Source organism: Aquimarina sp. RZ0 (assembly GCF_008370685.1).
Classification (GTDB): Bacteria; Bacteroidota; Bacteroidia; order Flavobacteriales; family Flavobacteriaceae; genus Aquimarina.
The window spans coordinates 1-16,660 of sequence record NZ_VTZU01000062.1 but is presented as its reverse complement, the minus strand read 5'-3'; the positions used below and the strand labels follow the sequence as shown (position 1 = coordinate 16,660).

At 32.3% G+C, this 16,660-nt stretch carries 14 protein-coding genes; 7 read left to right on the top strand and 7 right to left on the bottom strand.

Going from position 1 to position 16,660, the window contains the following annotated elements:
- Positions 1–13 precede the first annotated feature (13 nt).
- The 3 genes from F0000_RS20390 to F0000_RS20380 form a co-directional block, all read right to left on the bottom strand.
- Positions 14–1,084, bottom strand: coding sequence for an ABC transporter permease (locus F0000_RS20390; protein ID WP_149626575.1), 1,071 nt, complete (start codon positions 1,082–1,084; stop codon positions 14–16).
- Positions 1,085–1,087: 3 nt separating this feature from the next.
- Complete coding sequence (locus F0000_RS20385) at positions 1,088–2,758, bottom strand: BT_3928 family protein (protein ID WP_149626574.1); 1,671 nt, start codon at positions 2,756–2,758, stop codon at positions 1,088–1,090.
- A gap of 94 nt (positions 2,759–2,852) precedes the next feature.
- Positions 2,853–3,392 carry a DUF1599 domain-containing protein gene (locus F0000_RS20380; protein ID WP_149626573.1) on the bottom strand — a complete coding sequence of 180 codons (540 nt, stop codon included), beginning with the start codon at positions 3,390–3,392 and terminating at the stop codon, positions 2,853–2,855.
- An 81-nt stretch (positions 3,393–3,473) separates the two neighbouring features.
- On the opposite strand from F0000_RS20380, the gene folP reads away from it, so the two are divergent.
- From folP to F0000_RS20365, 3 genes are all read left to right on the top strand, one after another.
- On the top strand, positions 3,474–4,298 hold the full coding sequence (gene folP / locus F0000_RS20375) for a dihydropteroate synthase (RefSeq protein ID WP_149626572.1): 825 nt from the start codon (positions 3,474–3,476) through the stop codon (positions 4,296–4,298).
- Between the two features lie 212 nt (positions 4,299–4,510).
- Positions 4,511–5,293 carry a diadenylate cyclase gene (locus tag F0000_RS20370; protein ID WP_149626571.1) on the top strand — a complete coding sequence of 261 codons (783 nt, stop codon included), beginning with the start codon at positions 4,511–4,513 and terminating at the stop codon, positions 5,291–5,293.
- 430 nt (positions 5,294–5,723) lie between these two features.
- Complete coding sequence (locus F0000_RS20365; protein WP_149626570.1) at positions 5,724–6,266, top strand: hypothetical protein; 543 nt, start codon at positions 5,724–5,726, stop codon at positions 6,264–6,266.
- Between the two features lie 416 nt (positions 6,267–6,682).
- Here F0000_RS20365 and F0000_RS20360 read toward each other — a convergent pair whose 3' ends face one another.
- Positions 6,683–8,449 (bottom strand): ABC transporter ATP-binding protein, encoded by a 1,767-nt coding sequence (locus F0000_RS20360; RefSeq protein WP_149626569.1) that lies wholly within the window; start codon positions 8,447–8,449, stop codon positions 6,683–6,685.
- 2 nt (positions 8,450–8,451) lie between these two features.
- The gene (gene truA, locus F0000_RS20355) at positions 8,452–9,198 is read right to left on the bottom strand and encodes a tRNA pseudouridine(38-40) synthase TruA (protein WP_149626568.1); all 747 of its coding nucleotides are present in this window, start codon (positions 9,196–9,198) and stop codon (positions 8,452–8,454) included.
- A 117-nt stretch (positions 9,199–9,315) separates the two neighbouring features.
- On the opposite strand from truA, the gene F0000_RS20350 reads away from it, so the two are divergent.
- On the top strand, positions 9,316–9,810 hold the full coding sequence (locus tag F0000_RS20350; protein WP_149626567.1) for a metallophosphoesterase: 495 nt from the start codon (positions 9,316–9,318) through the stop codon (positions 9,808–9,810).
- 57 nt (positions 9,811–9,867) lie between these two features.
- Here the strand turns inward: F0000_RS20350 and F0000_RS20345 are convergent, their stop codons facing one another.
- Positions 9,868–10,278 carry a DUF4293 domain-containing protein gene (locus F0000_RS20345; protein ID WP_149626566.1) on the bottom strand — a complete coding sequence of 137 codons (411 nt, stop codon included), beginning with the start codon at positions 10,276–10,278 and terminating at the stop codon, positions 9,868–9,870.
- 204 nt (positions 10,279–10,482) lie between these two features.
- Between F0000_RS20345 and rho the strand changes: the two genes are divergently transcribed.
- The 3 genes from rho to F0000_RS20330 all read left to right on the top strand — a co-directional run bounded on the left by rho (position 10,483) and on the right by F0000_RS20330 (position 15,469).
- Positions 10,483–12,216, top strand: coding sequence for a transcription termination factor Rho (gene rho / locus F0000_RS20340; RefSeq protein WP_149626565.1), 1,734 nt, complete (start codon positions 10,483–10,485; stop codon positions 12,214–12,216).
- 494 nt (positions 12,217–12,710) lie between these two features.
- A complete protein-coding gene (gene msrA, locus F0000_RS20335) occupies positions 12,711–13,382 on the top strand; it encodes a peptide-methionine (S)-S-oxide reductase MsrA (protein WP_149626564.1) in 672 nt (223 codons plus the stop codon).
- A 905-nt stretch (positions 13,383–14,287) separates the two neighbouring features.
- On the top strand, positions 14,288–15,469 hold the full coding sequence (locus F0000_RS20330) for an SH3 domain-containing protein (RefSeq protein ID WP_149626563.1): 1,182 nt from the start codon (positions 14,288–14,290) through the stop codon (positions 15,467–15,469).
- Between the two features lie 1,018 nt (positions 15,470–16,487).
- Here the strand turns inward: F0000_RS20330 and F0000_RS20325 are convergent.
- Positions 16,488–16,660, bottom strand: a 173-nt coding sequence (locus F0000_RS20325; RefSeq protein ID WP_368668122.1) for a transposase, incomplete at its 5' end; no start/stop codon positions are given.

Below are 16,660 nucleotides of genomic sequence, written 5' to 3'. Positions count from 1 at the left end.
ACTTATAGAAATATTAAACCCTTATTCTGGGATCCAACCATCTATAGATTATATCGACAAAGATATTAATAAGAATAAACAATGATGCAATGACAATTACAGATCCCATAATAATTGGTAGGTCTGATGTATTAAGTGCATCTACTATCTCTTTTCCCAACCCATTCCAACCAAAAATATATTCGACAAATACTGCTCCTGCCAACATGGAAGCAAACCAACCAGAAATGGCAGTTACAACAGGATTTAATGCATTCTTTACTGCATGTCTTCTGATAACCTGAAACAATGACAATCCCTTTGCTTTTGCTGTTCTTACATAATCCTGACTCATCACTTCTAACAATGAATTACGCATTAACTGAGTAACTACTGCTAATGGCCTTATTCCCAAAACAATAGCCGGTAGTATCAAGTTTTTCCATTGAATATAAATTCCTTCCCCAAAATCATCTACCTCATACAAACTACCAGTCATATTAAGATTTGTATATTCATGTAAAACATATCCGAAAAACCACGCAAAAATAATCGAACTAAAAAAAGAGGGCACACTCATTCCTATTGTACTTACAAACTGAATCAATCTATCGATCCACTGATCTTTTTTCAATGCACTTATAATACCCAGAGCGATCCCTAGAAATATTGCTATCAATATTGCAGATATTGCCAACACAGCTGTATTGGGCATCGTTTCTTTGATAACATCGGTGACTTTTTTTCCGTTTTTCTGAAAAGATTCTCTTAAATAGGGAAACTTAAAAACCACTTCAATACCTCCTATAACAAAAAGCGATACTCCTGAATACTTCTTTTTATCAAAAAATGAAAATGCCTCTACTGCAGTATTATGAAAAGAAATAGGAGAAAGATCATTTACATAGTACCCATATTGAGAGATCAGTGGCAGATCAAAACCATATTTCTTATTTACTATTGCTAGTTGTTCTTTACTTTCGTTCTGTCCCATCATCATCTGCGCAGGATCACCAGGCAGAATAGTAAATAACATAAAAATAACAGTGATCACTCCTAATAATGTAAGTAATGCATACCCTAATTTACTGAAGTATCTAAGCATTCCTTATTCGTTAATATTAGGGTCTAGTTTCTTAACTTCTTCAAGTGTATATATTTTATACTCAAAATTTTCTCCGTATAATCTTTTAGCATTTTCCTCTACCGTTGTTTTATACCCAGCTTCTTTTCTTCGTTCATTTACGGTTTCCGGGTCTTTAATTGGCCAGATTAATTGTATTGGGCTATTTTTATTACTATTAATAGTGCGACCTTGCGTACCATATTTTTGTTCGAGACCTTGTTGCATAAAATACCGATCTTCCATCATAGCAACCGATGTATAATCAAGCTCTCCTTTCTCTCCTGCTTCTTTGATTAGCGGTAAATATTTTCCTATTTTATCAGAATGCTGAATAACCAACCAAGCAGCTATACTAGTTTCTTCTCCAACCAGGCTTCGTCCCGGGTATCCATATCTTTTAAAAACATTTTCTATAAAGATAGTATTGGTGCTATCCACGACTTTCTGCTCTTCCCAGGAAATATTATCAGCATTTCTACCTTCCTGATCTAATTTCACAATACTATCTAACTGTCTTTTAAGGTTTTTATTAATCTTAGGTTTTGATCTTTCTACTTTATCTAATACTAATTTATCTGCGTCATTCCAGTGCAGTTTTTCTGTAATAGTTCCTCTTTTTAATTTAACAATTCCCGGATTAGAGCGTAAAATTGTTTTTAGTGCAGTCTCATCTGTATTATAGAAATCAAATTCTAGATTGTATTGTTGTTTTTTCTGAGAGATCGCTTGTGGCGAAGAAGCGGTAAGACCTATTACATCATATCCCTGAGCATATGCTTTATCAGCTAAACCTTTTATTACACTCATCCCTTCACCTTCACTTTTTGCCAGATTATACATAATGATCAATACCAGGTTTTCTTTTTCAAGAAATTCTATTGTATACTCTTCTCCTTCTTTTTCTATTGCAAAATCGTGAATCGGTGGTATATATCCTTCATCGATCATTTTTGTTTCGACACCTATATATTTACCATTCACTTGTGGATACTCTCCTTTTGTAGTAACTACTTCTTCTTTTCCATCAATTTCGAACTTCCAGAAGTATTGAAAATTTGCTTCTGGAGCACCTTCGGGAACCGACATCCCTTCTTGTATATTTGTTCCTATTTTGTACGCTCTAAAATCAAATGTTGGTAAATGCATTAATACTTGATAGGCAAATGCCAAGCAAGCAGAAAAACTAATAAAAACAATCCACTTATGAGAAGCTACTGGTAAAATAGGAGTTATATACTTTTTTCCAAAAAATAGTACTAATATTAATACCAGGAGAATAAGATCTTTGGTAAATGACTCCCAAGGTGTTAAAGGAAGTGCATCCCCAAAACAACCACAATCTGTCACTTTATTAAAGTATGCTGAGTAAAAAGTAAGAAATGTAAAAAAGGCTATCATTAGTAATAAAGACCAAACAGTAAACTTAGGCAGGTATCCTAACAACAATGTAACCCCAACAATAACTTCAAAAATCACCAGAAAAACAGCAATCAATAATCCATAAGGGATCAAAAATTCCAGGTTTAATACTCCTTCTCCAAAATATTCTTGAAGCTTATAAGAAAAACCTACAGGGTCATTTAATTTTATAAAACCCGAAAACAGAAACAGAGCTGCTACAAATATTCTGGAAAACCAAACTAGTATTTTCATTTTTTGATGGTAGTTTTTAAATTATTGCAGACAAGATACTATGCTTTACACCTTGTCTCTTTTAGTTTAACAGTATTTTATAAATCCTAATCTATCAACTTTCTCCCAGATGTATCATTGCAAAAACAGCATAATTAACCATATCCTGATAATTAGCATCTATCCCCTCGCTTACCAAGGTTTTTCCTTTATTATCTTCAATCTGTTTCACACGGAGTAACTTTTGGAGAATCAGATCTGTTAAGGAACTCACTCGCATATCGCGCCAAGCCTCGCCGTAATCATGATTTTTATTCATCATTAGCTCTTTAGCAATACCACTATGTTTATCGTATAATGTTATGGCTACGTCTGTAGATAAATCCGGTTGTTCTACAACTCCCTTCTCTATCTGTATCAAAGCCATTAAACTATAATTAATAATCCCTATAAATTCTGAGATCTCTCCTTCATCTACTTTTCTTACATCCTGTTCTTGTAAACTTCGTATCCTTTGTGCTTTTATAAAGATCTGATCTGTAAGCGATGGTAATCTTAAAATCCTCCAGGCACTGCCATAATCTTTCATTTTTTTTATAAAAAGATCACGACACTTGGTAATTACTGTATCATATTGTGTAGACGTATCCTGCATAAAACTGTTCAATTTTGCGTAAATTTCGCTTTAATATGGGAATTATACCAATTAAAATCTAAAAAAACAGCTTACTCTCTAATGACAATTAATTGCAAAGGCTCGTTAATCGATCTATCTACACCCAAAGTAATGGGAATTCTTAATCTTACACCTGATTCATTTTATGATGGTGGAGCATATAAAAATGAGTATGATATTCTAAAACAGGTAGAAAAAATGCTGCAAGAGGGGGCTACTTTTATAGATCTTGGAGCATATTCATCAAGACCCAGTTCGGATCATATTACGATGCAGGAAGAAGAGAAAAGAGTTTTACCTGTGGTAGAGTTATTACAAAATAAGTTTCCTGATTGTATATTATCAATTGATACATTCAGAAGTAAAATTGCAAAAAGTTGCATCGATATAGGGGCAGCTATTATTAATGACATATCGGCAGGAAATCTTGATACTGACATGATTCCTATGATAGGAGAATTAAAAGTCCCTTATATAATGATGCATATGGTAGGTACTCCCCAAACTATGAAATCCTTGCATCAATATGATCTCCTCGTAAAAGATATTCAGTTGTATTTTTCTAAAAAAATTGCGGATGCCAGAAAAAATGGTATCTATGATCTCATTATTGACCCAGGGTTTGGTTTTTCTAAAAACGTACAGCAAAATTATGAACTCCTCAAAGAATTAGAAATGCTAAAATTACACGACTTACCGATTCTTACGGGAATATCAAGGAAATCTATGATTTACAAAATTTTAGATATAAATCCAGCTGAATCACTTAATGGAACCACTGTATTAAACACAATAGCGCTGCTTAATGGAAGTTCGATACTAAGAGTTCACGATGTAAAAGAAGCTATGGAATGTATATCATTAATGAATATATATCACAAGTAAATCTTGCGAAATCGTTTAATCAGTACACCACTGTTAATAAGCAAACTACCTTGAGGAAAATCCACAAGGCATTTATTGAAAAAAATATTTCGATTTCGAGGCAAGCCGGAGCATTTAAATCTCGATTATCCAGTAAAGTTTTTTATTCGAATAGCCTTTTTTAAGCTTTTCAAATCAGAGTTTCACTAATTTTTCTATTTTTACAGAAACACATGCAGTTGGATTTAATCAACCTCAGAATATTAGATGTCTTAGATATAGTTCTTGTAGCACTTTTACTATACTATGTCTACAAGTTGGTTAAAGGAACTGCCGCAATTAATATTTTTATTGGCATTGTGATGATTTATCTGGTCTGGAAACTCACTCAGTTTCTGGCTATGGAGATGCTGAGTAGTGTATTAGGTGAGTTCATTGGAGTAGGAATGTTTGCGCTTATCGTTGTTTTTCAACAAGAAATCAGAAAATTTCTATTAATGATTGGCTCTACCAATTTTGGAAGAAGACGCAAATTTTTACGCCAACTAAAATTCATACGTGATACACCAGAAGATAGTATCACAGATATTGCTGCGATTATCAAGGCCTGCGAAAAAATGGCAAGTACCTTTACCGGAGCTCTTATCATAATTAAAAGAAATACTTCACTTGATTTTGTAAAAACCTCAGGTGATGAACTAGAAATTTTGGTTAAAACTCCTATAATTGAAAGCATTTTCTATAAAAACAGTCCATTACACGATGGTGCCATGATTGTAGAAGACAATAGGATCGTAGCTACCAGGGTGATTCTACCTGTAACAAATGATCGAGATATCCCTTTGCGTTTTGGGCTACGCCATCGTGCCGCAGTCGGTATTACCGAAAAAACTGATGCATTAGCACTAGTGGTCAGTGAAGAAACTGGTCAAATATCGTATGTTAAAAATGGAGAGTTTGTTATTTTCAAGACTTCAGAAGAACTCATTGAAAAAATAAAAAAAGATCTTGTTTAATCAGAAAAAATCATAGAACTCCTTACAGAATTTATCTGGAGCACTACCGTTCCCTCCAAAAATTCACGTTTTATGTCCTGATTTTGATTTTTAACCCTAACAAAGGTACCAATGAAAAACTCCCATCAGTATGCTAAAAAAACAGAGGAATGAATATTGTAAAAAACATACTAAACAAAAAATCATTACGTTACGTTTTTCTTAACATAATATTCCTAACTTTTTAAAAAAAAATCTAGCTTGAGTTATTATCCTCTCCCCTTTCTTCTAAAGGTTTCGTTTAAAATTAATTAGCAAACATTATCAATATTTACTGAGCTTAACCTAGGGATTTTTCTCCTAAATCATTTCTTTTGCATCCAGAATAAACTGCTAAAAAGAAGACCTTTTAAGCAACTTAAATTTTATTAACCAAATATTTTAAAAAAAAATGATTCAAATTTTTAAATCCAAATCGTTATTCGTTATTGCATCATTAATTAGCAGCATGATGTTTTTTTCTTGCCAAAAAGATAATGTAAATGACACTCCAGAAGAAAATCTAAAACAAACAAATTTTGATACAGCGAAAGCTGAGACTGCAGCTTATTTCAGCATCCAAGCTCCTAATGGTAATTACTTAAGTAGTGAAAACGGTAATAAACCTGTCAACGCTATTAGAAACACGGTGGGATCATGGGAAAAATTTGAGTTTATTGACATAGGCGGTAGAAAAGTTATTATTAAAGGAAGCAATGGTAAATACCTTACCCAATTAGAAAGAACAAGTAATGGGACGCAAGCCAACAACTACTTATCATGTACAGCAAGTAGAGAAGATGCTGAAGAATTTTTTACCCATAATAGTGGATCATTTCCTCAATTTAGTTTTACAAGTTTAACACACTCGGGAGTAAAATATGCGTTGACTTCTGACGCTAAAAAGTTAGCCAGTAATTCTTTTACAACAACCTTTACTCTTCAAAGACAATAAAAAAACTCATTAGGATGAATCAATATCTAATACCATCCTCAAATGAAATTACCTACTAAAATCATTTCTTTTAGATTCGGTTTATCCTGATTTCATCCAAGAACTGGTATAAAAACAACTTCTGTAAATGGCATAAAATACTAATCATCATTCCATTTACAGAAGTTAATAAAAATTTCATCATGATTTTCAGTATCATTCCTTATATGTAAGTTTTACGAGAAAAGAGTAAAAATCATATATGGATAGATTATAGTCATTTCTTCGGGATACTTTATTTTTTATAAAAAAACATAAAACATCTTTCGCAACCTGAATTTACTTCCTCAGACTACATTTTTTTGTCTATCTCGCTTAAATGTAACTTTTTCATTTTTTTGGCAGACAGCTACATTAAAAAAATATCATATAGTGGATCAAACCTCTTTCATCTCATTAAACTGAACATCATATAGATTTTTGTAGTATCCGTCTGATATTTCTAATAGTTCATTATGATTCCCTTGCTCCACGACGACACCATTATCCATTACTATAATTTTATCTGCATTCCTGATCGTTGCCAATCTATGTGCAATTACTATGGATGTTCTCCCTTTTGTTATCTTATCTGTCGCATCTTGTATTAATTGTTCACTATGAGAGTCTATAGAAGATGTAGCCTCATCTAATACCAAAATATCAGGGTTAGCTACATAAGCTCTTAAAAAAGAGATCAGTTGTCGCTGACCAGAAGAAAGCATGGCTCCTCTTTCTTTTACATTATAATAGTATCCTCCAGGAAGGCTTTTTATAAAATCATCAATTCCTATTTCTTTTGCTGCCTGATGTACCTGGTCTTCACTAATATCAGGATTGTTGAGTGTGATATTATTAAGAATCGTATCTGCAAATAAAAATACATCTTGCAATACTACTGCTATATGACTTCTTAAGGATCTTAAATCCAATGAATCTATATCCTTGCCATCAATAAAAATAGTACCACTGTCTATCTCATAAAATCTGCTGAGTAAATTAATAATGGTAGATTTTCCGGCGCCTGTTGCTCCAACAATTGCAACTGTATTTCCTTCTTTTACAGAAAATGAAACACCTTTTAACACTTCTTCATCTTCAATATAACTAAAACGTACTGCCTCAAAATCAATAGCTCCTTTCACGTCTGTTAATATCAATTCACCACTATCATCAATTTTAGAATCTGTATCTAATATTTCAAACACTCTATTAGCAGCTACCATACCCATCTGCAGTGTATTAAACTTATCAGCTATCTGGCGTAAGGGTCTGAAAAGCATCTGTGATAATTCGATAAAAGCGATCACCACTCCTAATGTAATCACACCTCCTTGTGTAGCTTGCAAGCCACCATACCAGACAATCATCCCAATCGCTATTGAACTGGTCATTTCTGCAATAGGGAAAAAGATAGAATTATACCAAACGGTTTTGATCCATCCTTTTTTATGTTTTTCATTAATTTCTTTAAAATTTCTATATTCTCTGTCTTCTCTGGTAAATAATTGAACGATCTTCATTCCTGTAATACGCTCTTGTACAAAAGAGTTTAAATCAGAAACATGAGTTCTTACTTCTTCAAAAGCAGTTTTCATTTTTTTTTGAAAAATTCTTGTAGCATACACTATAATTGGGAATATTAATAGTACTATCAAGGTAAGTTGCCAACTTTTATACATCATGTACCCAAGAATAACTGACATTTTTAGTAAATCACTAACAATCATAAAAAGCCCTTGACTAAATATACTAGCAATAGTTTCCATATCACTGACTGCTCGTGTTACTAATCTACCTACCGCTGATTGGTCATAATATTGTTTTTTAAAGCCCAACATATGCTCAAAAAGATCCACTCTAATATCTTTGATTATCCCTTGTCCTAACCAATTAGCAAAATAAATAAACATGAATTGAAAAATAACCTCCAATAATAAAACTGTCAGCATTAAACTGATATAATACACAATTAGATCTTTATCTTTTGGAATAAAACTTTCATCAATAGTTTCCTGCAAAAGATACGTCTTTAGCACAGCAAATATAGATAGTAATATAGCAGATAATCCAACAAAATAAAATGTAAAACGATAAGAATCAGTATAACTAATTAATCGTTTAAACAACTTAAAATCGAATGCATTTCCGGCCTTTTTTGCCATATTTATATTGAATATATTGTTATTGGGTATTGCACTTTAGTCAAATAAAGACCGTGTGCAGGCACAGAATATCCAGCCTCTCCGCGATCTTCGCTTTTGATGATACGTATTAAATCGTCAATACTTAGTTTATTTTCTCCGATCTCTATAAGAGTACCGACAATTGCCCTCACCATGTTTCTCAAAAAACGATTAGCAGAAATGCTAAAAATCAATACGTCTTCTTTTCTTTCCCATTTAGCTTCTGTTATGGTACAATTATACGTTTTTACATCGGTTTTAGACTTACTAAAACATTTAAAATTAGTGTAGTTTAACAGTAATTTAGCACCCTTATTCATTAAATTAATATCTAAGTCTTTCTTTATATAATATGCCCTCTTTATCTTAAAAGGGTCTTTGGAAAGAGTTACAATATATTCATAAGATCTGCTTATTGCATCAAACCTGGCATGCGCATTTTCGTGAACCCGGCTAATCTTCTTTACAGCTATCTCGGCAGGAAGAATTGCATTTAACTTATATACTAACCGATCAGCATCCAATGAGGCTTCATGATTAAAATGTGCGATTATTTGTTTTGCATGCACTCCAGCGTCTGTCCTACCGGCGCCAAAAACCTCAGTTTTACTACTTAACAAAGTAGATAAAGAACTTTCCAGCACTTCCTGAATAGTAATAGCATTCGGTTGTTTTTGCCATCCATGATATGAAGTACCGTTATAGGATAATTCTACAAAATATCTCAAAGGTTTATCTTATTTTTGTTTAAAATTCTAAGCACAAATATACTTCATAAAATAGAGAAGTATCGTGTAGCTTACTCTCAGTTTACTAAATATCATAAATAGTTCTTATTACTTATTTTGAAAAAAATACTTTTACTCAGCGATACGCATAGCTATATAGATGACCGTATACTCCATTACATAGAAGCAGCAGATGAAGTCTGGCATGCTGGAGACATTGGAGATCTAAAAGTTACAGATGCAATTGAAAATCTTAAACCATTAAGAGCCGTATATGGAAATATCGATGATGACAAAGTCAGAGTTTCTTTTCCTTTACATCAACGATTTATATGTGAGCATGTTTCTGTTTGGATAACACATATCGGAGGTTACCCCCCAAAATATAATATCAATACAAGAGAAGAAATAAAATCTAATCCCCCAAAACTTTTTATTTGCGGACACTCCCATATTCTAAAAGTAATTCTGGATAAAAAAAACGGAGTATTACATATGAATCCCGGAGCCGCAGGAAAACACGGGTTTCATAAAGTACGTACTATGCTCAGGTTCACCTTAGATACCGGAAAGATCGAAAATCTGGAAGTTATCGAATTAGGAAAAAAATAAGACTCGGAGTTGGCATACTCCGAGTCTTAACGCACTAATACTACTAAGATTTTAGGTTTATCGCAATCGATCTACAGATTTTACGAGATTCTCATCCTTCTTGATAGCCTTATTGGCTACCACTAATAAAACGATAGAAATAACAGGAATCATCATCCCAATACCTTTCTCAGAAACAACAGTTTCTCCAGATAATGTTAGTGACCAATAAACAAATACTCCTAGTAAAATAAAGTTTAATAAGATATTGATACGCCCCAATACAAATTGAAGCTGTCTGTTTTTAAATAAAAATATAGTTATCAAAGCCAATATAGCCGATCCAACATATAATCCCAATACTAAAAAATTATCCTGAGCCAACAAAGCTTCTCCATTTTTATCAGTACCATAAGGTAAGATTGCCATAACTCCTGCACTCAATATCCCTACTAATAATAAATAAACAGTCTGTATTCTTTGTATCATTTAAACCCCTTCTATTTTTTAGAGAAGCAAAAATAAGAGTTTCTTTTTATAATTAAATGTAAATAATCAAAAATAAAGTCGTATACTTGCAATTCAAAATATGTAACTTATTATATTTAGGTTACTTACCTTCATAACGAAATTTTCCTAGAATTCTTCTTTAGAAAATTTAATACCAGAACCTAAATTATATAACAAATTTAAATGTTAGAGATTTCTGAATTAAAAGCGAAAAAGCTTCCTGAGCTACAGGAAATTGCGAAAAGTTTAAATGTACCTAAATTTCGCACCATGAAAAAATTAGACTTGGTATACCAAATACTTGATTATCAAGCCACGAATCCAACTAAGGTAAAAGAAGTTATTACAGAAGAACCTTCTGATAAAACTGAAAACAAAAAACCGAAGCCAACTCCTGTGCCTCGACAAAGAAGACCTCGAAAAGCGTCCAGTACTCAGAATTCTTCTACTAAAAAAGAGGATGATACTCCTAGAGAAAAGGACAACACCTCAAAACCGATACCTAAGGAAGCGAACACTTCCAAGAACAATGACATCACTAAGAATAATGATACCGTTAAGAACAATGATACCGTTAAAAACAGTGATACCATAGAAAACAAAAAACCTCAACCCAAAAGGGAAGATAAGAGAGAAGACAAAAAAGAAGTTAAGAAAGAAGACAGAAAGGACAATAAAAACCGAAGTAACGATAAGCCTCAAAACAAAAACCGTAATAACAACAAAAAAGAAAATAACGGTAACAGTCGAGACAATGGCAATCGAGATAATAGAAATCGTTACAAAGAACCTGATTATGAATTTGATGCAATCATCCAAAGTGAAGGTGTATTAGATATCATGCAGGATGGCTATGGTTTTTTGAGATCAAGTGACTATAACTATCTTTCTTCTCCGGATGATATATATGTATCACAGTCTCAAATCAGACTTTTTGGTCTTAAAACTGGCGATACAGTTCTGGGACAAGTAAGACCTCCTAAAGAAGGAGAAAAATACTTCCCATTAATTAAAGTAAATAAAATTAATGGATTAGATCCTCAGGTAGTAAGAGACAGAGTTTCTTTTGAACACCTCACACCTCTTTTCCCTCAGGAAAAATTTAAACTAGCAGAAAGACAAAGTACGATCTCTACCAGAATAATGGATCTGTTCTCCCCAATCGGAAAAGGACAGCGTGGGATGATCGTATCGCAACCTAAAACTGGAAAAACCATGCTACTGAAGGATGTTGCAAATGCTATAGCAGCAAATCATCCCGAGGTTTACCAAATGATCCTTCTAATCGATGAAAGACCCGAAGAAGTAACTGATATGCAACGTAATGTGCGTGGCGAAGTTATAGCATCTACATTTGATAAAGAAGCTCACGAACACGTGAAAATTGCGAATATTGTACTAGAGAAAGCAAAAAGACTTGTAGAATGCGGTCATGATGTGGTGATTCTACTTGACTCTATTACACGACTAGCCAGAGCTTATAACACAGTACAACCTGCATCCGGTAAAATTCTAAGTGGAGGTGTTGATGCCAATGCATTACACAAACCAAAACGTTTCTTTGGTGCAGCCCGTAATATCGAAAACGGAGGTTCCCTAACAATCATTGCTACAGCATTAACAGAAACCGGATCAAAAATGGACGAAGTTATTTTTGAAGAATTTAAAGGAACCGGTAATATGGAATTACAATTAGATCGAAAAATTTCTAATCGTAGAATTTTCCCAGCAATCGACCTCACTTCTTCAAGCACAAGACGGGATGACATTCTTCTGGACGAAACTACCATACAAAGAATGTGGGTAATGCGTAAATACCTTGCAGACATGAATCCTGTAGAAGCTATGGAGTTTATCAATGATCGTTTTAAACAAACAAAAAACAACGATGAGTTTCTTATATCTATGAATGGATAAATTAAACTCCAAATAATTTTAACAAAACAAGGTTATCAAGTTTGATAGCCTTTTTTTTATACCTATTACTTTCTTAACTCAAAACACTTATTCATAATCAATAGCTCATCATTATCAATACTTTAAAAATAATCGATATATTTATAAAACACCAACCAAAAACAAGATCTAATAATTCAATCTTATTTTAAAAACACCCGAATAAAAAGCGGCAATTTATTGTTTTTGTAAAAAGAAAATCAAAACATTACTATAACAGTCTCATTTTATTTTGAAGTAAACTACCTCTAGGCAAGCACGAAGCATTTATTGAAAAAAAAAGTTGATTTCGAGGCAAGCCCCAGAGCATTTAAATCTCGATTATCGAGTAAAAAAGAAAAAAAATAGTACGTAATTTTGAATTAGAAACAACAAAAAACACTTGAATAATTTAATATCTAAAAATGAAAGGTTTAAAATCAAAACAAGACTATTCTATACAAAATAAGTTATTTATGAAAACTCTCTTATATAGTATTTTAAGCATTTCACTTTTATTTAGTAGTTGCCAGGGAAATAGTCAAACTCAGAATCAAAAAACCGCAACATCGCCCGCAAAAAACATAAAACCGGTACAAACAGAAACTATTAATGGATTAGAAAGAGCCTATTTTGCAAGCGGATGTTTTTGGTGCGTAGAGGCTATTTATGAAAACATAGAAGGTGTAGAAGAGGTGATATCCGGATATGCTGGAGGACATACAAAAAACCCAACATATGAATCCAGCAACACAGGTCGAACGGGCCATGCTGAAGCGGTAGAAGTACTATATAATCCTAAAATAATTTCTTTTTCTTCTTTGGTTGACGCATATTTTGGATCTCAAAACCCTACACAAATAAATGGACAAGGTCCAGATAGAGGTTCACAGTACAGATCTATTATATTTTACCAAAATGACGAACAAAAAAAGATAATCACAGAAAAAAAGAAATCACTTAGCCAAAAAATAAACCGAAAAATAGCTGCAGAGATCACTCCTTTTCAAATATTCTGGAAAGCAGAAGGTTATCATCAGGATTATGAAAAAAGGAATCCAAATAACAGATATATCCAAAACGTCTCAATCCCCAGGTTAAATAGATTTAAAAGAAAGTTCCCCAACTTGATAAAGAAAAAACACTGAAATCGATTTCTCGATACATATATACACATTCTAACGAATCACTATCATATTCTCAGTAAGTTCTCACACTATAAAAAAGTCATATCTTTCTGACTTTTTTATTTTAAATGTAAAAAACACGTTTTTTTCCCACAGAATAATTAAGTTAAATAACACCGCTATTAAATCAAAAATTATGAATTCATATAGCGCGACCAAAGAACTACTACGTTACAACCTAAACAAACCCAAAAACACAATAAACACTTCGAAACAAGCTAAAACAATGAGCTTTACAGTCTTTTACTATAGATTTAAAAACACAAAAACTATGCACGCATAGCGTAAATCACTCAAAAAAGCGCACCACTAAACATAAAAATACTGAGTACAAATTTTCTAGAAAAAAGCGGGGAATTTCATATTTTTAGCCGTCTAAAAATCACCGACATGACGGCTTTAAAATTTTAGATAAATCAGACATAAGAGCACAAAATATCGTTAAAAAACACAAATCCATGAAAAAAAAAGTTTATTTTTATACAAATAAACTCAAAACAAGTTGTGTTTTTCAGATTTATACATTACTTTTGTTTATGATTTAACAGTTTTCATTACAGCTAATTAAAAAATAAAATTGAAGTTTTACTAAAGAAAACTAACTATAACTAGCTGAAAATAAAGTGTTTAATCACGAATAAGTTCTTTAAAAAACCTTGTTTTTCTCACACTTTTAATAGTGTTTATGAAGAGGTCAAAATTGTCGTAAAATTGTTTTGGCATGTTTTTTGGAGATTCAATTATTGAATATTAACTTTTAAAATCGTTTAAAAATTAAAAAGCATTAAAAGGATAATACCTAAATTATTAAAGACAACCCTAATCTGCTTTAATTTTAAATTTAATTATGTAAACACAGAAAGATTATGAAATCAATTTTTACATTTATTTTGTTATTGGTGATGACCTCTACCACTTTTGCACAGATAAGCAAAATGGATAGATATTTAATGGCTACCGCCAAGTTAGAATTACGAACTGGACCAGGTGCTAATTTTGATATTATAGCTGAGATCCCTCAAGGAACTCAAGTATATGTTATTAGTTCTGGGTATGGAGACTGGAGTACTGTACAGCACAAAAATGGTAATGGATTTGTACAAACCCAATTATTAGCACAAGATAGTAGTATAGCAGAAGCTGAAAGAGCTGCAAAAGCTGCTGAGGCTAGAAAAAATGCTGCCAGAATGGCTGCAGAAGAAGCTATTAAAGCTGCTGAGGCCGCAAAAATTGCAGCCGCAGAAGCAGCACGAAAAGCTATCGCTAATGCAGAAAGACAATTAAGATTAGCTGAGGCTGAGGCCACAGCCGCAGCAGCTGAAGCAGCTGCCGCAAATCAAAATAAAACTGCTGCCGAAAGAAGAAGATTAGCAGAATTAGCAGAAACGCAAAAAGCTTTAGAAGAAGCAAATAAAAGAACTTTAAGTAATGGTAAGTCTGGAAGAACTCAGATTGAATCAAGTACTGCATCAGCAGGCAAAAGCGCAAACTCTAGTACCGCTAGAAATAGAGCAAAAGCGGCTCCGTCAAAACTAACTCGAGAAAGTAAGTTTGCTAGTTGGGAGAAGAAGACTTATAGGACTGGTGATACACCAAAGTCATTTAATAAATTCAAAGGAAAGTTTGAATATAAATTAGACAACTATCTTAAAATCGAAGTTGGTAAAAATACTGATGTTGTTGTGAAGCTTGTAAAAATGGCTGAAAACACAAGAGACAAAGACGAAACTATAAGAATTGTTTATATAAACAGTAATCAAACTCAATATATAAGAAACATTCCTGAAGGAGAGTATTACTGTGTAATTGCATACGGTAAAAACTGGAAGGAAACTAAAATTAGCGGAAAAGTTAAAGGTGTATTCACAAAGAATGCTTTATACGAAAGAGGAGAAGATATTTTAGATTATCACACTGTTAAGACAGAAGATGGTATTAATGTTCCTTCTTTCAGTTTATCTTTGGATTTATTACCTAACGGAAGTTTAGGGTATGATGCAGGAACAGAAGCAGATGATATCTCTGATGATAAATTCAATGACTTCTAGAAATTAGTTTACACATACATAATTAAAATATCATATTTATTATCACCAATAATAAATTGTAAAAATAGAAGACGCCCATGTCAAAATGGGTGTCTTTTCTTTCTTTACATAATTTACCTGCTACCTAACCTCTCACAAATAAAAGCGACTAACAAAAATACTTTTCTTTAATTTTTCCAAAAAAACTTCATCACTATATCATTTTAATAGTGAAATTTTATCCGGAACATATTGTATTTCTCTATTCGCATCGATTTCAAAAAGAAATTCAAGTTATTTAAAGAACTAACTTTAAGGGATTTCTACAAAGCTATTAACCTATTTACTAAAGTGTTACCTACCTTAATCCCTATAACATAGAATTGATATAAAACTACAAGGATTTTTAACTTGCAATCCTACCTCCAATTTAAAAATGAAACCATTCATGTTTCTTGTTTTTTCTTAAAACCGAAAACATATTATTATTTCTGTTTTAGAAATACTCAAATAAAAAACTGCAATTTCTTGTTTAAAAAAAACGGAAAGCATTAAGTTGTAACCATAGCCTAAGACTTCTTTTTATTTTCAAGCTATACCAACATTAGATGAAATCACCATAAACTGAATTAAATTATTTTTTAATTCAGACAATAAAGAAAATTCATAGACAGCAACACTATTGATCCTTTTTTATTTTGAAGTGTGAACAAAAAGAAATGATTTTAGCAAGTAATACGATTTATAACTAAAAATTTCGCATATTCATCGTTTCTTTTTCCTTTCTACTTCGTTTAAAAAATAAACCGTAGCTATAGCTATGCTTGATTTTTTTGCCTTGCATAAAGAAAAAATAATTCAATGAATTTATACGAATTTTTTAATCACAAATCGTATAATTTCCATTTGAGAAATGGTATTGTAAACGAATAAAAACAAAGTTAACTAGTTGATTTTAGATCAGAAATGGTACAATATCATATCAGGGCAAACTCATGCTTTGTTAATTTTCTTAAATTATGATCTATTTAATTTAATATCATGTCCTTACATTTAGGACTTTTATCAAATAGTCTTGATCCCAAGCTGCTTTGAGTCTTTTTCTTTTGACACCTTGTTTTTCTGTTTTTTCATTTTTCAATAAGTTGAGTGCCATTTTGAGCAATACAGAATAGTTCTGAGTTGCATTTCCTGCTCTTTTTCTGGAAGCAT